At 44.1% G+C, this 16,432-nt stretch carries 16 protein-coding genes and 9 tRNA genes; 1 reads left to right on the plus strand and 24 read right to left on the minus strand.

What is annotated here, in order from left to right:
• Positions 1 to 108: 108 nt before the first annotated feature.
• The 10 genes from D4T97_RS10045 to D4T97_RS10090 all read right to left on the minus strand — a co-directional run bounded on the left by D4T97_RS10045 (position 109) and on the right by D4T97_RS10090 (position 1,838).
• Positions 109 to 182 (minus strand) — tRNA-Gly (locus tag D4T97_RS10045).
• 20 nt (positions 183 to 202) lie between these two features.
• A tRNA-Pro gene (locus D4T97_RS10050) sits at positions 203 to 279 on the minus strand.
• Between the two features lie 25 nt (positions 280 to 304).
• A tRNA-Arg gene (locus D4T97_RS10055) sits at positions 305 to 381 on the minus strand.
• Between the two features lie 8 nt (positions 382 to 389).
• Positions 390 to 476, minus strand: a tRNA-Leu gene (locus tag D4T97_RS10060).
• Between the two features lie 91 nt (positions 477 to 567).
• Positions 568 to 640: transfer RNA gene (locus tag D4T97_RS10065), tRNA-Lys, on the minus strand.
• 6 nt (positions 641 to 646) lie between these two features.
• Positions 647 to 721: transfer RNA gene (locus tag D4T97_RS10070), tRNA-Gln, on the minus strand.
• 57 nt (positions 722 to 778) lie between these two features.
• Positions 779 to 851 (minus strand) — tRNA-Asp (locus tag D4T97_RS10075).
• Between the two features lie 194 nt (positions 852 to 1,045).
• Positions 1,046 to 1,117 (minus strand) — tRNA-Glu (locus D4T97_RS10080).
• A gap of 11 nt (positions 1,118 to 1,128) precedes the next feature.
• A tRNA-Ser gene (locus D4T97_RS10085) sits at positions 1,129 to 1,219 on the minus strand.
• 166 nt (positions 1,220 to 1,385) lie between these two features.
• Positions 1,386 to 1,838, minus strand: coding sequence for a SprT family protein (locus tag D4T97_RS10090; protein WP_126050292.1), 453 nt, complete (start codon positions 1,836 to 1,838; stop codon positions 1,386 to 1,388).
• A gap of 92 nt (positions 1,839 to 1,930) precedes the next feature.
• Here D4T97_RS10090 and cmpA point away from each other — a divergent pair, with 92 nt between their 5' ends.
• On the plus strand, positions 1,931 to 2,047 hold the full coding sequence (cmpA, locus tag D4T97_RS10095; protein WP_126050294.1) for a cortex morphogenetic protein CmpA: 117 nt from the start codon (positions 1,931 to 1,933) through the stop codon (positions 2,045 to 2,047).
• A 334-nt stretch (positions 2,048 to 2,381) separates the two neighbouring features.
• On the opposite strand, the gene D4T97_RS10100 is transcribed toward cmpA, so the two are convergent.
• The 14 genes from D4T97_RS10100 to D4T97_RS10165 all read right to left on the minus strand — a co-directional run bounded on the left by D4T97_RS10100 (position 2,382) and on the right by D4T97_RS10165 (position 16,040).
• Positions 2,382 to 4,565, minus strand: a complete 2,184-nt coding sequence (locus tag D4T97_RS10100; RefSeq protein ID WP_126050296.1) for a Tex family protein — start codon at positions 4,563 to 4,565, stop codon at positions 2,382 to 2,384.
• Between the two features lie 293 nt (positions 4,566 to 4,858).
• Positions 4,859 to 5,458: a PP2C family serine/threonine-protein phosphatase gene (locus tag D4T97_RS10105; RefSeq protein ID WP_126050298.1), complete on the minus strand. Its 600-nt coding sequence runs from the start codon at positions 5,456 to 5,458 to the stop codon at positions 4,859 to 4,861.
• Positions 5,455 to 6,246, minus strand: a complete 792-nt coding sequence (gene sigB / locus D4T97_RS10110) for an RNA polymerase sigma factor SigB (protein WP_126050300.1) — start codon at positions 6,244 to 6,246, stop codon at positions 5,455 to 5,457. The genes D4T97_RS10105 and sigB overlap by 4 nt, the downstream gene beginning before the upstream one ends.
• Entirely contained in the window at positions 6,224 to 6,697 is a 474-nt protein-coding gene (gene rsbW / locus D4T97_RS10115; protein ID WP_126050302.1) for an anti-sigma B factor RsbW, read from the minus strand. The genes sigB and rsbW overlap by 23 nt, the downstream gene beginning before the upstream one ends.
• On the minus strand, positions 6,697 to 7,026 hold the full coding sequence (locus D4T97_RS10120) for an anti-sigma factor antagonist (RefSeq protein ID WP_126050304.1): 330 nt from the start codon (positions 7,024 to 7,026) through the stop codon (positions 6,697 to 6,699). Before D4T97_RS10120 ends, rsbW begins: the two co-directional genes overlap by 1 nt.
• 86 nt (positions 7,027 to 7,112) lie before the next feature.
• On the minus strand, positions 7,113 to 8,120 hold the full coding sequence (locus D4T97_RS10125; RefSeq protein WP_126050306.1) for a PP2C family protein-serine/threonine phosphatase: 1,008 nt from the start codon (positions 8,118 to 8,120) through the stop codon (positions 7,113 to 7,115).
• 14 nt (positions 8,121 to 8,134) lie between these two features.
• A complete protein-coding gene (locus D4T97_RS10130; RefSeq protein ID WP_126050308.1) occupies positions 8,135 to 8,536 on the minus strand; it encodes an anti-sigma regulatory factor in 402 nt (133 codons plus the stop codon).
• A gap of 4 nt (positions 8,537 to 8,540) precedes the next feature.
• A complete protein-coding gene (locus tag D4T97_RS10135) occupies positions 8,541 to 8,897 on the minus strand; it encodes an STAS domain-containing protein (protein WP_126050310.1) in 357 nt (118 codons plus the stop codon).
• Complete coding sequence (locus D4T97_RS10140; RefSeq protein WP_126050312.1) at positions 8,894 to 9,730, minus strand: STAS domain-containing protein; 837 nt, start codon at positions 9,728 to 9,730, stop codon at positions 8,894 to 8,896. The genes D4T97_RS10135 and D4T97_RS10140 overlap by 4 nt, the downstream gene beginning before the upstream one ends.
• A gap of 214 nt (positions 9,731 to 9,944) precedes the next feature.
• A complete protein-coding gene (locus tag D4T97_RS10145) occupies positions 9,945 to 10,295 on the minus strand; it encodes a type II toxin-antitoxin system PemK/MazF family toxin (protein WP_018709209.1) in 351 nt (116 codons plus the stop codon).
• Positions 10,296 to 10,299: 4 nt separating this feature from the next.
• A complete protein-coding gene (locus D4T97_RS10150; RefSeq protein WP_126050314.1) occupies positions 10,300 to 10,581 on the minus strand; it encodes a CopG family ribbon-helix-helix protein in 282 nt (93 codons plus the stop codon).
• Between the two features lie 534 nt (positions 10,582 to 11,115).
• On the minus strand, positions 11,116 to 12,285 hold the full coding sequence (gene alr, locus D4T97_RS10155) for an alanine racemase (protein ID WP_126050316.1): 1,170 nt from the start codon (positions 12,283 to 12,285) through the stop codon (positions 11,116 to 11,118).
• 608 nt (positions 12,286 to 12,893) lie between these two features.
• Complete coding sequence (gene ade, locus D4T97_RS10160) at positions 12,894 to 14,627, minus strand: adenine deaminase (RefSeq protein WP_126050318.1); 1,734 nt, start codon at positions 14,625 to 14,627, stop codon at positions 12,894 to 12,896.
• A 45-nt stretch (positions 14,628 to 14,672) separates the two neighbouring features.
• Complete coding sequence (locus tag D4T97_RS10165; RefSeq protein ID WP_126050320.1) at positions 14,673 to 16,040, minus strand: NCS2 family permease; 1,368 nt, start codon at positions 16,038 to 16,040, stop codon at positions 14,673 to 14,675.
• Positions 16,041 to 16,432: the final 392 nt, after the last annotated feature.

A 16,432-nucleotide genomic window follows, 5' to 3' on the forward strand; every position in this document is an offset into this window, starting at 1 on the left:
TTCGTTTCGTTCAGTTTTCAAAGATCAAACTTGCAGTTGCTCTCTCGAGCAGCTTTTCTATTATACCTCGTCGCCCGAAGTGTGTCAACAACTTTTTTTTGGAAAAGTTGGAGCGGGTGATGGGAATCGAACCCACGACAACAGCTTGGAAGGCTGTAGTTTTACCACTAAACTACACCCGCGTATAGAATTGTAAGTACTATGGTCGGGAAGACAGGATTTGAACCTGCGACCCCTTGGTCCCAAACCAAGTGCTCTACCAAGCTGAGCCACTTCCCGTTCATAGATTACAAGAGAATAAAATTGGCGCGCCCGAGAGGAGTCGAACCCCTAACCTTTTGATCCGTAGTCAAACGCTCTATCCAATTGAGCTACGGGCGCACATTATTTGGTGCGGTCGAGAGGACTTGAACCTCCACGGTATTGCTACCACTAGGCCCTCAACCTAGCGCGTCTGCCGATTCCGCCACGACCGCCTTTTTCAAGGACAAGTAATATTGTATCACTCGCTTTTGAAAGTGTCAATACGTTTTTTTAATTTCTTACTCGCTTTTTTAAAAAAAGCAATGAGCCATGCAGGATTCGAACCTGCGACCCTCTGATTAAAAGTCAGATGCTCTACCAACTGAGCTAATGGCTCTAATCTTGGCTGGGCTAGCTGGATTCGAACCAGCGAATCACGGAGTCAAAGTCCGTTGCCTTACCGCTTGGCTATAGCCCATCAATCCGAGTACTTCATTATACAAAGCCCGATATGAAATAGCAAGGGTTTTTTAAGCGGTCCCGACGGGAATCGAACCCGCGATCTCCTGCGTGACAGGCAGGCATGTTAACCGCTACACCACGGGACCATATAATATAAGAAGGAAAACTTTATTTTGAAATGCTATTAATGTCCAGCTGCAGGCGTCAGCGACTAGCAGACTTCGCGCATCCTCCTACGATAAGTCAACATCGGCTCGCCTTTGGCTTCGCCGTGTTTCCTTTATCTCGTCGAAGTCACTCCAGTCTGTACGTCGCTAAACGTCGCCTTCCGCTTTTCTAATGACCCCTACGGGATTCGAACCCGTGTTACCGCCGTGAAAGGGCGGTGTCTTAACCGCTTGACCAAGGGGCCAAAATAAAAAATGGCGGAGAAGGAGGGATTTGAACCCTCGCGCCGCTTACGCGACCTATGCCCTTAGCAGGGGCACCTCTTCGGCCTCTTGAGTACTTCCCCGTATGAATGACTCTTACGATTATAAATAGTCATGGCCTGACTGTCAATAGGCTAACGGGAATTTTTTTATCTTTTTTTCGGAACCTTTGATCTATCGCCGGCAGCCCATGCCCAGACTTGCATTTATTTATTTCGAAGCTTGCCTTCATTGACCGATACTCGCCAGTCAAATCTTCTCCCGCAACTTTCCCCGGCACTTTCCGCAGGAGTATCTTTTTATATCCACTCTCCTTTGACGTTCATAATTCTGTCCGCATTTCGTGCACACGTAGACTCTTTTTCTGACCGGCTTTTTCTGTTCCATCACAAGCGGAGTACAATGTCTAGGGGCACCGACCTCTTTTAATAGCTGGCGAAAATCCTTATCTCTATGCTTATAGCCCTTTCCTTCTATATGAAGATGGTAGTGGCAAAGCTCATGTTTAATAATGCCTTCAAGCTCTAACATTCCATGTTCCTCATAATACTTTCTGTTGATTTCAATGTTGTGGGTGCCAAGCATATACCGCCCTCCTGTCGTTCGAAGGCGTGAATTGAAAAATGCCTGATGTTTAAAAGGCTTTAAGAAATATTTTTCAGAGATTTTTTCAGTCAACTCCTGCAGTTGTTCGTTTGTCATTCCCTTTACCTCCGGCTGTCAAACATTGAACATGACAGCAGTTTTATTCATATAATAATATTACAACAAAAGTGGCGGGGAGGTTGTGAACGATGCCAGTCTGGTTTCAAAACCAGATGCAGAAGGCCTTTTTGGAAAAAGATCGGTACCAAATCAAGCTGCTAAACCAATGTTGGTTTTTCTACAGAAGAAAGCATTGCTCCTCTTAAACAGAGATCTTCTTTCATTTTTTCCACAAAGAAAACACTGCTCCTTGTAAGCAGTGTTTCTTCATTTCAAACAGAGTATAGAAGATGAATATGGTGTAAGCTGTAAAACTTTCGGCTCTAATGAAAACTCTCTTTAGAATTTGAGACATAGCACACCTACGGAAATTCGCTTTAAAATTTCTGTTGCTCCCCGAATAACCTTCAAAATGCCAGATACTCTTCACTTTTCGCAAATACACTTTGATTTTCCGAAATACTCCTCAAAACCTTGAATCACTCTCGGCTCCACAAAAAACCTCCGACTGGAAGCAACCATCTCCTCAATAATATACAATCATTTATTTGGATTTTTCTTGGTTAACGACAGCCGTCCTTTTTGGACATCGACGTTTTCCACCCATACAGTGACAACATCACCTAATGAAACAACATCCAGCGGATGTTTGACGAATCGGTTGCTCAGTTTTGAAATATGGACAAGCCCGTCTTCTTTCACGCCGACATCAACGAATGCACCGAAGTCAACGACGTTTCGAACTGTTCCCTGAAGCTCCATCCCGGTCTTCAAGTCTTCAAGTTTCAGCAAGTCTTTCTTCAAGAGAGGTTTTGGAAGCTCGTCGCGCAAATCGCGTCCCGGCCTCATCAGTGAATCTATAATATCGCGGAGAGTCAATTCACCAAGTCCAAGCTCCTTCGCTGTTTCTTCAACAGACAACTGTTTTAAAGCCTCAGTCATTTTTTCGGTGCCGACATCCGCAGAAGTAAGCCCGATGGAGTCAAGAAGTTTCTTTACTTCCGGGTAGCTTTCCGGATGGATAGGAGTGGCATCCAGCGGATCCTTTCCTTCTAATATGCGCATGAACCCGATTGCCTGCTCATATGTTTTCGCGCCGAGCCGCGGTATTTTCTTCAACTGCGTGCGGCTATTGAACTTTCCGTTTTCCTCACGCTGCTTCACGATGTTATTCGCTACTGTTTTGCTTAACCCCGAAACATATTGAAGCAGTGAGGCTGACGCTGTATTAACGTTTACTCCAACCTGGTTCACGGCAGTTTCAACAACGAATGCAAGCTGTTCATTTAACTTTTTCTGGGTTACATCATGCTGATACTGTCCGACACCCACTGATTTAGGATCAATTTTCACAAGCTCTGCCAGCGGGTCTTGGAGTCGGCGGGCGATGGATATCGCGCTTCTTTCTTCAACCTGCAACTCAGGGAATTCTTCCCTTGCAAGTTCTGATGCTGAATAGACACTTGCTCCTGCTTCATTAACAATAATATATGCCACACCAGCATTTAGCTCTTTTAAAATATTCACAGTAAACTGCTCTGTTTCCTGTGATGCCGTACCGTTTCCGATGGCGATAATTTCAATATTATACTTTTTTAGAGCTTCAACCATCTTCGCTTTGGCCTGCTCAGGCTTCGCTTTCGGGGGATGTGGATAAATGACGTCGATATGAAGCACTTTTCCAGTCTCATTTACAACGGCAAGCTTGCAGCCTGTACGGTACGCCGGATCTACACCAAGAACCACTTTACCTTTGAGCGGCGGCTGAAGGAGGAGCTTCCTAAGGTTTTCGGAAAAAATATGAATGGCTTGATCTTCCGCCTTTGCCGTCAGTTCATTTCTTATTTCCCGTTCAATTGACGGTTCAATCAACCGCTTGTAACTGTCTTCGATGGCATCTGCTACTTCAACAGCAGCAACAGACGATTCCTTTTTAATGAATTTCCTTTTTAAATAAGTGATGATTTTCTCTGTATCCGGCTTGATGGAGACGCGTAAAATATCTTCTTTTTCACCACGGTTTAAGGCAAGTACCCGGTGAGGGACAATTCTTTTCACAGGTTCTTCGTAGCCATAATACATTTCATAGACTGATTTTTCGTCCAGCTCTTCTTTTTTAACCTCCGACATTACCTGTCCCGAACGGAAGGTTTCGTCCCGGATCCACTGGCGCACAACCGCATCGTCGGAAATCCGCTCAGCCAATATATCTTTAGCCCCTTGAATTGCTTCGGTCGCATCTTTCACTTCTTTTTCCTCGGAAACATATTTACCGGCTTCTTCTTCTACACTCCCTTCCAGCGGAAACCTCCACATCCATTCTGCTAAAGGCTCCAATCCCTTTTCCTTGGCTATGGTCGCTTTTGTCCGGCGTTTTTGCCGGTAAGGACGATAAAGGTCTTCCACCGTTTGCAGTTTATCGGCTTTAACGATTTTCTGTTTCAATTCCTCTGTCAGCTTTCCCTGCTCGTCGATCAGGCGAAGGACATCCTCTTTTCGCTGCTCCAAACTTTGTATGTAAGTCCAGCTTTCCATAATATCTTTTATTTGAACTTCATCAAGCGCTCCGGTCATTTCTTTTCGGTAACGCGCAATGAACGGAACCGTATTTCCTTCTTCAAGCAGTGTGATGACACTGCTGATCTGCTTGCCTGAAAGCTGCAATTCTTTTGCCAGCCTCTGAATGAGCTGATCGCGATTGGATTTGGTTTCAGTTTCAATCATCGGAATCCCTCGTTTCATATTGGTAACTATTACATTATCTTAACATCGTCGAGTATGTAAATTCCATTTTTATAAGAAAAGCGCAAGCGCCCGTTTAGCGACGTACAAACTGGAGTACTCCACAATGAGATAAAGGAAACACGGCGACGAAGGAGCCGATGTTGACTTATCGTAGTGGAGGAGTGCGAAGTTTGCTAGTCGCTGGGCGCTGGAGCTGGACAAAGCAATACTATATTACAACAAATGTCCATAAATCATTTTTTTACTTTTTTCTTCCAAACAAAAAAACCCGCTTACTTAAGCAGGCTTCCAACAATAAATGTCACATCGTCATTTGTATTTATTTGTTTTGCTTTTAATCGGTTGGACAGCGCAGATACAGATTGGTGATTTTTAATGTACGGCTTTATATTCTCATTAACGAAACCGTCTGAATGGATTAAGAAGATGGATTGAGACTCGTAAGGGAATTTTTGCGTTCGGAACTTTTGGGGTCTGCCCGATAAATAGCCGGACACTGGCATAGGGTAAACCATTTTTCCGGAAGGTGTATATAGATAAAACCTAATATTTCCTACGCAGCTGTATTCAAATGTCTTTTCACGAAAATCGACTTTGAAAATAGCGGTTGCCGCTCCTCGCTTGCTGAGCAATACTCTGTTGCTGTAACTCATTAGCGTTTGGACATCCTCTTCCAAATTGGATTGTACGACAGAAGTGACAGCTTGCGAGGATTCATAAGCATATTCTCCGCTCCCAAGACCGTCGGCAAGAACACACAGAAAGTAATCTTCATTGGCTGTCATGTAAAAGCTGTCGCCGCAAAAAACTTTGCCCTCTTTCGCTCTTTGAAAAGCATAAGATTCGATACATTCGTTCTCGAAATGCATCATAAAGTTGAGCTCTCCGTATTGATTGGCTCTGCAAAAATGGCATCTTGCAGTTTTTTAATCGCACGGCGCTGAAGCCTTGAAACGTGCATCTGTGAAATATTCAACAATTCCCCAGTTTCCTTCTGGCTCAAATTCTCCAAATACGTATGTTGGATAATCTGCCTTTCCCTGTCCGTTAATACGTGTAAGACTTTTTCTACCACAAGTTTTTGATTTACTTTTTCATAACCCTCGTCCACGTTTCCGATAATGTCCAGTAATGTGACCGTGCTTCCGTCGGCATCCGCTTCAATCGAATGATCCACTGACAGCGCCTGATAGCTTTTTCCCATTTCCATCGCTTCCAACACTTCTTCTTCTGTCACTTCCAGGCGGTTGGCAATTTCATGTATTTGCGGAGAACGCTGGAGTTCCCTTGTCAAATCTTCCACAGTCGTCTTGATTTTGGGTCCCAATTCTTTTATTCTCCGGGGAACATGCACACTCCATGTCTTGTCTCGTAAAAAACGTTTAATTTCCCCAATGATAGTAGGAATCGCAAAGGCTTCGAAAGATTTTCCATATGATTCATCGTAGCGCCTGATAGCCCCCAGCAAACCGATAATTCCTACCTGAAAAATGTCTTCATGATACGATTTGCCTTTTGAATACTTCCTGGCGATTGAATCGATCAGGTTTTTATAATGGAGGACAAGATTGTTTTGAGCTTCTTCATCTTGGTGATCCTGGTAGGCTTTAATCCAATTGTTGACGTCAGTGCTCTTATCAGGTTGAGATTTTTTCGGCATCGAGCCCCACCTGCTCTCCTTCCAGGTATTTAGTCATATAAACAATGACCCCCTGGTTCAATTGAACATTGACTTCATCCATCAAGCTCTCGATTAAATAAAGCCCCAAGCCTCCTTCACGCATAAATTCAACATTTTGTTTTTCAGTATACGGTCCTGTCTCTTCTCGGGTCTTTTTCATATCGAAGCTTTTTCCAGAGTCTGACACCATCACCTCAAGGCGATTATCATACAGCGCAAATCCGACAACGATTTCTCCGCCTTCGTTCGACTTATACGCATGTTGAACTGCATTAGTCACAGCTTCACTTGTGGCAATTTTTATATCTTCAATCACCTCATATGAAAAACCCATCCGGCTCGCGATACCCGAAATGGTTAATCTCACAACTCCGACATACTCCGGCTTGGCGGGAACTTTCATCTCAACATAATCAAAAGCTACCTCCATCATACTCCCCCCTCGACCTCGGTATTGATGTCCATTACATCTGCAAGTCCGGTAATATCAAACAGACGCTGAAGACGCTCCGTCATTCCCGTTAATTTCATATCGCCATTATTTGAACGAAGCTGCTTAAAGAGCCCTACAAATACACCCAAACCTGTGCTATCCATATAGTTCACGCCGGATAAATCTATAATCAATTTTACGTCGTCACCTTTGGCAGCTTCCATTAGTTCATCACGTACCTTCGGTGCAGTATAAGCATCGATTTCACCCGCTAGAGTCACATAAGAAACATTATCTTTTTCTTTTACCTCAATTGAAACGTTCACAGTACCCACCCCTATAAATATGTAGTGTTTATATTTCCTTTTTACACTTACCCGTTTTATAGGTAAAGAAAACATACTTTTGTATTTTATGCGTCTCTTTTTAAAATGATCAAAGTGAAATCATCCCGCAGTTCGAATTCCTGCAGTCTTTCTAATTCTTTATAAACGCCCGTTACAATATCCTGCGAGGGCAGATTTATGTAATTATTGATAAGCTCAGTCAGATCTTCTTTTTCGATAAAGCCTTCATCCGTCCTGCATTCGGTTACGCCATCCGACAAAAGGATTATCATGTCGCCCGGTGCCAGCTCCAACTCATATTCGCTGTATCCGGTATTTTTATCAATGCCGAGCAACAGCCCTTTTCCTTCCAGTTCTTTGAATTCCTTAGTCTTTGCCTGATAATAAAAACCTGGCTCATGTCCCGCTGTGGAATAGCAAAATGTATGCTTTTGGGGATCGTAGACGCCAAAGCACATAGTGATGAACATACTCGGGTCGACATTTTGTTCAACGACTCGATTTAGGTTCCTCAGTATTGTACCCGGCCGAAGCTGGTCTTCAGGCAAACTGTCCATGGCATATTTGATCATTGACATGGACAGTGCAGCTGGTATGCCTTTTCCTATGACATCTGCAATGGCGATGCCGACATTTTGATCGTCATCCATGACAAAGTGGTAGTAATCCCCGTTCATTTGCCTGGCAGGCACACTGATTGCGCCAATATCCGCCCCATCGACTTTCGGGATGGCCGTGCCCAGAAGTGTTTCCTGCATGCTTGCCGCCACTTCGATTTCGTTTTTCAATGCCTTCTGTTCAGTCCTCAGGCTTTGATGCTCCCTATAGGCAAGCCCATAGGCCATCATCACTTCCAAAAGCACATCAAAGGAATCAAGAAGCTGATCCGGGGAGTTCTCCCCTTCCATCATAATCGTCTTATGAAGGCTGATAATTTCTTCAGGGGTAATGTTATGCTCAATTAATTTCCGGCTTAGCTTCTGTCCCTGATAAAGGATCCTCTCATCCTTATCAATCAAATACTTTCGAATTATTTCTTTATATTTCGGTTCAACCGTATCCCAAAAATCCAACCCATTCACTCCTTTTAGCGGAGCCACTTAATAGCAGTGACGACAGTGCCTTCACCAGGCTGAGATTGAATGTCAAATTCATTCATTAACCGTTTGACGCCTGGAAGACCGGCTCCCAGCCCTCCAGAAGTGGAATATCCATCCTGCATTACTTTGCGAATATCCGAAATTCCTGGACCTTCATCTTCTGCAATGACTTTCAATCCTTTTTTCCCGTCTAAAAATATTTTTTCAATCGTAACCTTGCCTTCACCGGCATATAAGAATATATTTCGGGCCAATTCGCTTATCGCAGTTGTTATCCTCGCCTGATCCACTACCCCAAAACCCAGCTCTTTTGCTGCGTTTCTGCCTAATTGGCGAACTGCTACGACGTCCCATTCATTTAGTATTTTTACGAAGGACTGCAGCTCCATAGGCTTAATCCCCCAGTTCCTGTTGTAATTTGTCCAACCCGTTTTCTAAATCTAAGGCCGTCATGACATCCTCCAGCCGGATTCCCAACTCAATGAGTGTAATGGCCACGGCTGGCTGAATTCCCGTTATAACGACTTTAGATCCCATCAACTTTGACATCTCCATCACATCGCCCAGAACCTTGGCAATGAAGGAGTCGATGAAATCGATGGATGTTATATCGATGACCACTCCGCGAGCATTTGTCGTATGAATTCTTTGTAAAAGATCTTCCTGAAACAATAGTGCAGTTTGATCATCCAATTCCCACTGAATCGAAACCAATAAACAATCCCTTAGCTTTAATATCGGTATTCTCAATGTGAGCCCTCCTTAAGCATCACAATCTTCCTATTGGTAAATTCCAATGCCTGTTCAATCCCCTTTTGAAGAGTGCTTGTCGTTGTAATCTGATTAAGATGGATACCGAGATTAACAATCGTTTGCGCTATCTCCGGGCGAATTCCCACAAGCATGCACCTTGAACCCACAAGCCTGACAGCATCCGCAGCTTGTATGATGTGATGTGCGACCATGGTGTCTACGACAGGAACGCCGGTAATATCGATTAAGACAACTTCCGAACGGTGCTTGACGACTCCTGACAATAAATTTTCCATGATGAGCCTGGCTCTTTCCGTATCAATAGTTCCCACGAGCGGCATGACAGAAATTTTTTCAAAGACAGGAATCAAAGGTGCCGACAACTCTTGAAGGGCAACCTTTTGGAGAGACACTATCTTTTCCCAATTATTGGAATAGGACTCCACAATCTGATTAGCCATCGGCGCAACCCAGCGATCAATCTCGGTGATCAATTCAACCGTCTGCTCGCTGCTGTACTCCTTTTCCCTTTGCATCAACTCTAAAATAAGGGTTTTTAATCTATCGAGACCGGCCATTAAAAAAACAAGCGGCCAACCTATCCTTACAACCCTTTCCGTAAAACGTTCGACCTTTTTCTTATAATCACTCTCTGAATCTATAATATTGGAAACCGCTATTTCAATAAACTCTTTACTGATTTCTTGAAACATCGCGTCAGATATGACACTCAGCGACCGTTCACCCTCGTCCCGTTTCATTGCGGACATCCAATCTTCCAATAATTCCAGCTTGTGTTCTTTCAAAAAGTTGGCAACTTCAATATTCACTCATTCTTCCTCCAATCAACTTGCCTTAACTTATCGTGTCCTATTTTTTATCTATTTTAACAAGTTCACCGTTAAAAAGACAAACGTTTGCCAGTAGATTCCTTATCGTGATAACCGCGCAGATACTTTATCCTGTGTCTGAAGTCTTAGCCAAGCGTGCTGCTGAGCGGGTTAGGAAAAAGGTATAAAAAAAAGACGCTCTAAAATAAGCGTCTCAAAAAGCGATGAGGCCCAGGCTGATTTGCAAGGCATCATCCACTTTCTCCATCATTTCTTCATCTAGATGTGTAATCTTATCAGTAAGACGCTGCTTGTCGATTGTTCGAATCTGTTCAAGCAGTATGACTGAATCCCTTTCAAAACCGTAACGCTTCGAATCAATTTCCACATGAGTAGGCAGCTTTGCTTTTTGGATTTGGGCAGTAATGGCTGCAACAATGACAGTGGGACTGAACCGATTTCCAATATCGTTCTGGATGACAAGCACCGGTCTGACACCGCCTTGTTCCGAACCAACTACTGGGGATAAATCGGCGAAAAACACATCACCCCGTTTAACGACCAAAAGATCATCCCCCGCTTACAAGCCGCTCGACAGTATGCTCTGCCTCGTATTCCGCCTGTATAGCCTCCGATGCGATAGCTAGGTTGATCTTTGCCATTTCCATGTAGCCCCGTCTCATTGATTCAACTATGTGGCGTTTTTTACGTTCACGAATGTACATTTTTGTAGCTCGATAGATAAACTCATTACGATTTACATTTTCTTGTTCCACAAACCCATCCAACTCCGCCAAGAGATGCTGTGGTAAACGAATGATAATTTCAGTTGTTGCGTTGGATTCAGACACAAACTACACCTCCACCAGTAAATACAAGCCTTTTAATAAAACCAATCTAATATTAATCCACCTATCATCATAACATCATTCACTCTTGGTGCAAAGAACATTTAAGTTTCATTAAAAAAACAAAAAAGGACAAATATATCATTTCTGGTAAAACTGTCCGCGTTCTGCTTCAAACTTTTTGCATATTCTTCTTATTATCGGCATGACAAAGAATTCCTTATACATGAATTCTCCTTTTTTGTCATAACTCCTTCTTTTTTCAGCAAAATAAATTAATTTATTTCTACGAAAAATGCAACCGGGCTAACAGCAAATCATGCTCTACGGCTGTATTTCGAAACTATTCCTTATAGGGTCGTTAAGAGCCATCTATATGAGCATATTCCTGAGCCTGCCCGCCTATTTGGTTGTTTAAAACTGATCATGGAACCATGTTCCAGCTTTTGGTCGTTATGACCGAACACTTCTTGAGCGCCTATCTGGCAGCCTTAAACTAGAACCTCCAAGACTTTTATTCATCGAAGTTCGCTTTTTTCACTCATCTTCCGATAAAAGTTTATTATCAACTCCGAGCAGCCGAGAGCCCCTTTTATATAAGCGCGGAACTCGAAAATTGATCGTACACGTCACTTCATAATTGATCGTTTGAAGCTTTTCAGCAATTTCCTCCACTGTAATGAACTCATCGGATCCTTGCCCGCCAATCAAAGTGACTTTTGTACCGACCGGCATATAATGAGGAAGCTTGATCATCGTCTGATCCATGCAGATCCTTCCGACAATGTTTGCACGGTGGCCGTCAGCAATGACTCTTTGACCTTCCAGCATTCGGAGCCAGCCGTCGGCATAGCCTACCGGTATTGTAGCAATCCACTCTTCCTTCTTCGCCTGGTAGCCAGCCCCGTATCCGATGCATTCGCCTGGCTGAATTTTTTTGACATGAACAATTGCGGTATGAAGGGAAAATACCTGTTTCCCTTTTATATGTGGTGGTCTCTCCTGCGAAGTGGAAAGTCCGTAGATAGCAATCCCTACCCTGACTGCATTGAACATAGAATCATTGTGACAGAGGGCACCTGCACTATTGGCAGCATGTACATATTCCGGGGGTGTCTCCAAGGAGGAAACAAGCTTTTTAAAAGCTCCAAGCTGCTGCAGATAATAATTTTCTTCAGATTGGTCTGCAGTTGCAAAATGGGTAAATATGCCTTCAAGTTCAAATGAATCATTATTGTTTATATAATGCTCGATTTCTTTCAATTCTTTTTCATTCTTAAGTCCGATACGCCCCATTCCCGTATCACACTTAATATGGACTTTCAGCGGCGGATCGCCACTTTCCATCGCCTGGCTGGCTTCTTTGAGCCAGTCCATTTGAAATGCCGGTACTGATATATGATGTCTTGCGGCAACGGAGGCATCCGTCGGCCGAATAAGCCCCAAAACTAGAATTGGAGCATCTATCCCTTTTTGCCTGAGGGCCAATGCTTCATCAAGCAAGGCGACAACAAGGCCGTGGGCACCTGCTTTCAATGCTTCTTGCGCTATTTGAAAATCACCGTGTCCGTATGCATTTGCTTTTACCGCAGCAAACAACTTCGTTTCCCGAGGCAGCCCGTCACGGATTGTCTTTACATTTTTATATAGGGCATCCAAGTCAATCTCTGCCCATGTATCACGAAAATATTGAGTTTTGCCATTCAAAAATAGTCACGCTCCCCAGGAAATCAAATAGACTCCTCTATTGATTATTCAGTTCACTCCCCCATATGTCAAATGAATTTTGAAGTCAATTTTGTTACGGCTTTGTCATATTAGGAAAAGGAGTTCAGGTGGCATTCCGAGTGAAGTTTTTTCACTTTCCCGGTGTCCGTGACTACTAGAAAAGCGCATCGGCGACAAGCAGAGGACGAATTTTGATGAGAGAGCTTTTTAGCCACCACAGCAAAGCAGCTGATTTCAATCACATCGTGAGAAGCATCACTGAATATGCTTCATGTAGCCTTGCAACAAGGTGAGATCCTGAATAAGATTCCTTGCGGATTGTGGCTTTGAGCCGATGGCACCTGGGCCGCCTCAAAACGCGACATCCTCGAAAAAGCTGATGCTTTTCCTTCGTGCGATGTAATGCTGCCGAAGCTTTCCTGTCCTGTCACTTCGGTGGCACTAGCGCGCCCTGCACGCCCTGTGGCGCCGTCCTGTCCATCGGGGCTGGACATAACTTATACGTGACTGAATAGAAAAATTGGTCTATCTTTATATTTTTTAGATTTAAATTAAGCTCCCGCACACAACGGGAGCCTATATTGCCCTTATTTTATACTTACAGCCTCAATGTCGATATGCTGGAAGGTTTTTACATCAAATAAGCCGATATCGGTTAGCTTCAGTTCGGGGATGACCGGCAGAGCAAGGAACGCCAGAGTAATGAATGGATTGAATTCCATGGAACAGCCGATTTTTACCAGGGCATCGTTCAACTCTCTGATCTGTTCATTGATTACTCTGTAATCCTTATCCGACATCAACCCGGCAACCGGCAATGGCAGGGAAGCAAGCAGGCTTCTATCCTCCACGACAGCCAGCCCGCCTTTCATGTCAGCAGTCGCCTGGATTGCCTTCAACAGATCGTCATCGTTTGTCCCAGCTGCGACAATATTATGGGAATCATGCGCAACTGTCGACGCAATTGCCCCGTTTTTGATCCCCAGCCCTTTAATGATTCCCAAACCGATATTACCTGTACGGTAGTGGCGTTCGATGACCGCTATTTTAAGCTGGTCTTTTCCGATGCTCGGCTGAAAATAACCATCAATGACGTCCACTTCTTCAATGAGGTGATTTGTGACAATCATTTTCGGCTTGATTTTAATGATGTTCGCCATATTTCCTTCGCTCATCTTCACCTTTAAATCTTTAAGTGAAACTGGACTAATATTGACGCTGTCGGTAATAATGGCAGGCGGAGCCGTGGACGACTTCGAAGGCTTGATGACATCGCCATCTTTCGCAACAAGCTTTCCGCCTTTATATACGCTGTCGATGTCGACCGTCTGTAAATCATTCAGGAGTAAAAAGTCCGCTTCATAACCCGGTGCGATCGCACCCTTTGTTTTAAGGCCGAAGCATTCTGCTGCATTCAATGTAGCCATTTGTATAGCCAGTAGCGGGTCCAGCCCTTCCTGGATGGCCGTCTTCACGTTGAAGTCGATACTTCCTTCATCAATGATTTCGTCTAGATGCTTATCATCTGTAACGAACAAGCAGCGGCGTGCATTATTTTCATTCACCGCTTTCAGGAGCGTGATCAAATCCTTTGCCGCTGACCCTTCCCTCAGCATGACATACATCCCTTTTCTCATCCGGACAAGTGCTTCTTCCGAAGTCACACATTCATGGTCTGTTCTTATCCCGGACGACATATACACATTAATCCCGTCCGCATCAATGCCAGATGCGTGGCCGTCGATGTGCTTGTCTTTTAGCGAGGCATCCATGATTTTATCCAGCATTTTATCATCCTTATAAAGGACGGAAGGATAATCCATGACCTCCCCAAGACCAATGACCTTCGGATGGGAATAATAAGGCTCCAAATCCGAATGTTCAAGGGTTGCCCCGGCATTTTCAAAAGGCGTGGCAGGTACGCATGACGGCAGCATCAAAAGAACCTCAAGCGGAATGTCTTCAGATGCTTTCAACATAAAGTCTATACCTTCCGTCCCGGACACATTCGCAATTTCATGAGGATCGGCAACGATTGTCGTCACTCCATGCGGAAGTACAACATTGGAAAACTCGGAAGGGATAACCATCGCAGATTCGATATGGACGTGCCCGTCAATAAAGCCGGGCACGATATACTTACCGGAAGCATCCACCGTTTCATAGCCTTCAAAGGTGCCGGTTCCGGCGATATATCCATCCACTATTGCAATATCCTCTGTTACAATTTCTCTCGTAAAGACGTTAATTACCTTTCCGTTTTTAATGACGAGATCGGCAGGAACTCTTTTGGCCGCTACGTCAATTCTTTTTTTCAACATTTCCTTTGTACAAATCAATCAGTATCCCTCTCTCTATTTACCGGATTATCCGCCGCCCATAATAAAGTTGATGATAAAGGCTGCACTTACGATATACATGATCCAGTGGATTTGACTGGCTTTACCCGTCAGAAGTTTTAATAGTGTATAAGAAATGAAACCGAAAGCCAATCCCGTCGCGATACTGTACGTAAGAGGCATTAAAATAATGGTCAGGAATACAGGGATTACATCTGTAAAATCATCAAAGCTGATATTTTTGATCTCACTGATCATGAGAGCACCAACCAGGATGAGAATGGGTGCCGTTGCCACTGAAGGAACGAAAACAATCAGCGGAGCGAAAACCAATGCCAGAAGGAACAATACCCCTGCGGTCAGAGCAGTCAGTCCCGTCCTTCCACCTTCCTGGATACCTGTGGCATTCTCTATATAAGCGTTCAATGCCGTACTTCCGAATGCCGCACTCGCCATTGTACCGACAGCATCAGCTTGGAGGGCGCGATCCAGATTTTCAATTTTTCCATCTTCCCGCACAAGCCCGGCTTTTCTCGTTAATCCGATTAATGTTGCCAAGTTATCAAACAACTCAACGATTGTAAAGGAAAAGATGACCGAAAGAATCCCGTAGGCAATGGCCCCTTTAATATCCATCGCTAAAAAAGTCTCAGCCATGCTTGGCAACTTTAACGACACGACATCATTGATCCCTTTGGGGAAACCGATAAAACCGGTGATCATCGCGATCAAACTTGTTCCAAGTATACTGATCAGGAGCGCCCCTTTTATTCTTTTCGCCGTCAAAACTGCAGCAATGATGAAGCCGATCAATGCTAGAATCGGTCCAAGGCTTGTAATATCGCCGAGGGAAACGAACGTCGCTTCATTCGCAACAATCAGCTCCGCATTAGAAAATCCGATAAAGGCGATAAACAACCCGATCCCGACGCCGATGGCCGATTTCAGGACGTCAGGGACCCCATCCACAATTTTTTGTCGAACTCCCGTAACAGTCAAAATTAAGAACAGGACACCCGAGATGAATACCGCTCCAAGGGCCGTCTGCCATGTCAAACCATGTCCAAGGACAACCGTGTACGCGAAGAAAGCGTTTAGACCCATTCCCGGTGCTACGGCGACAGGGTAATTTGCCCAAAGTGCCATCAGTATTGTACAAAAGACACTCGCATAGATCGTGGCAGCCAATGCCGCTTCCTTCGGAATTCCGGCATCGGCCAGTATTGCAGGGTTTACAAATATGATATAACTCATTGTCAAAAAGGATGTGAGTCCTGCAAGCAGCTCCGTCCGGACATTCGTATTCCTTTCCGACAGCTTAAACAATCTTTCCAAGAGACTATTCTGAGATGGAGGCGTAACGCTGGGTCCGGTATCTTTTTCTAACATACCCATTATCAGATCGCTCCTTCATTTTAAAATCAAAATCAGCAATTCAAAAGACGCCTGGACAAGGAAACAAACACCCGTTAAAACCTGTCCTCAATGCCCGACCTTGATGTGTAAGCGGTTTCAATAGCACTGAAACACGCTCGAGCCCCCAAGTTATGACCACCTCCATCAGTTTAATTTTCCGTATCAAAATGCCCACCTCCTCCGTGACGATCCTTAAAAAGGGACTCCCTCCATAAATGGAGGTCAAGAAGGGGCAAGCATTACTTTATATATTAAAAGTTCTAAATTTTTATAATAGTTAGGGACCATTATACCATTATTTCGAAAACGTACAACTCCCTCCGGATATTTTTTATAAAAAAATTCAGACCGATGTACTGCCCAGCGCTGAA

This window comes from Siminovitchia acidinfaciens (assembly GCF_003605385.1).
GTDB classification, from domain to species: domain Bacteria; phylum Bacillota; class Bacilli; order Bacillales; family Bacillaceae_C; genus Siminovitchia; species Siminovitchia acidinfaciens.

What these genes read in the sequence shown, in the direction of transcription:
- cmpA (WP_126050294.1), top strand. Translation starts at nt 1,931, where the DNA reads ATGCCAGTCTGGTTTCAAAACCAGATGCAGAAGGCCTTTTTGGAAAAA.
- rsbW (WP_126050302.1), bottom strand. Translation starts at nt 6,697, where the DNA reads ATGGAGGTAGCTTTTGATTATGTTGAGATGAAAGTTCCCGCCAAGCCG.
- D4T97_RS10100 (WP_126050296.1), bottom strand. Translation starts at nt 4,565, where the DNA reads ATGATTGAAACTGAAACCAAATCCAATCGCGATCAGCTCATTCAGAGG.
- ade (WP_126050318.1), bottom strand. Translation starts at nt 14,627, where the DNA reads ATGTTGAAAAAAAGAATTGACGTAGCGGCCAAAAGAGTTCCTGCCGAT.
- D4T97_RS10090 (WP_126050292.1), bottom strand. Translation starts at nt 1,838, where the DNA reads ATGACAAACGAACAACTGCAGGAGTTGACTGAAAAAATCTCTGAAAAA.
- sigB (WP_126050300.1), bottom strand. Translation starts at nt 6,246, where the DNA reads ATGCCGAAAAAATCTCAACCTGATAAGAGCACTGACGTCAACAATTGG.
- D4T97_RS10130 (WP_126050308.1), bottom strand. Translation starts at nt 8,536, where the DNA reads ATGGAGCTGCAGTCCTTCGTAAAAATACTAAATGAATGGGACGTCGTA.
- D4T97_RS10105 (WP_126050298.1), bottom strand. Translation starts at nt 5,458, where the DNA reads ATGATGCATTTCGAGAACGAATGTATCGAATCTTATGCTTTTCAAAGA.
- D4T97_RS10165 (WP_126050320.1), bottom strand. Translation starts at nt 16,040, where the DNA reads ATGGGTATGTTAGAAAAAGATACCGGACCCAGCGTTACGCCTCCATCT.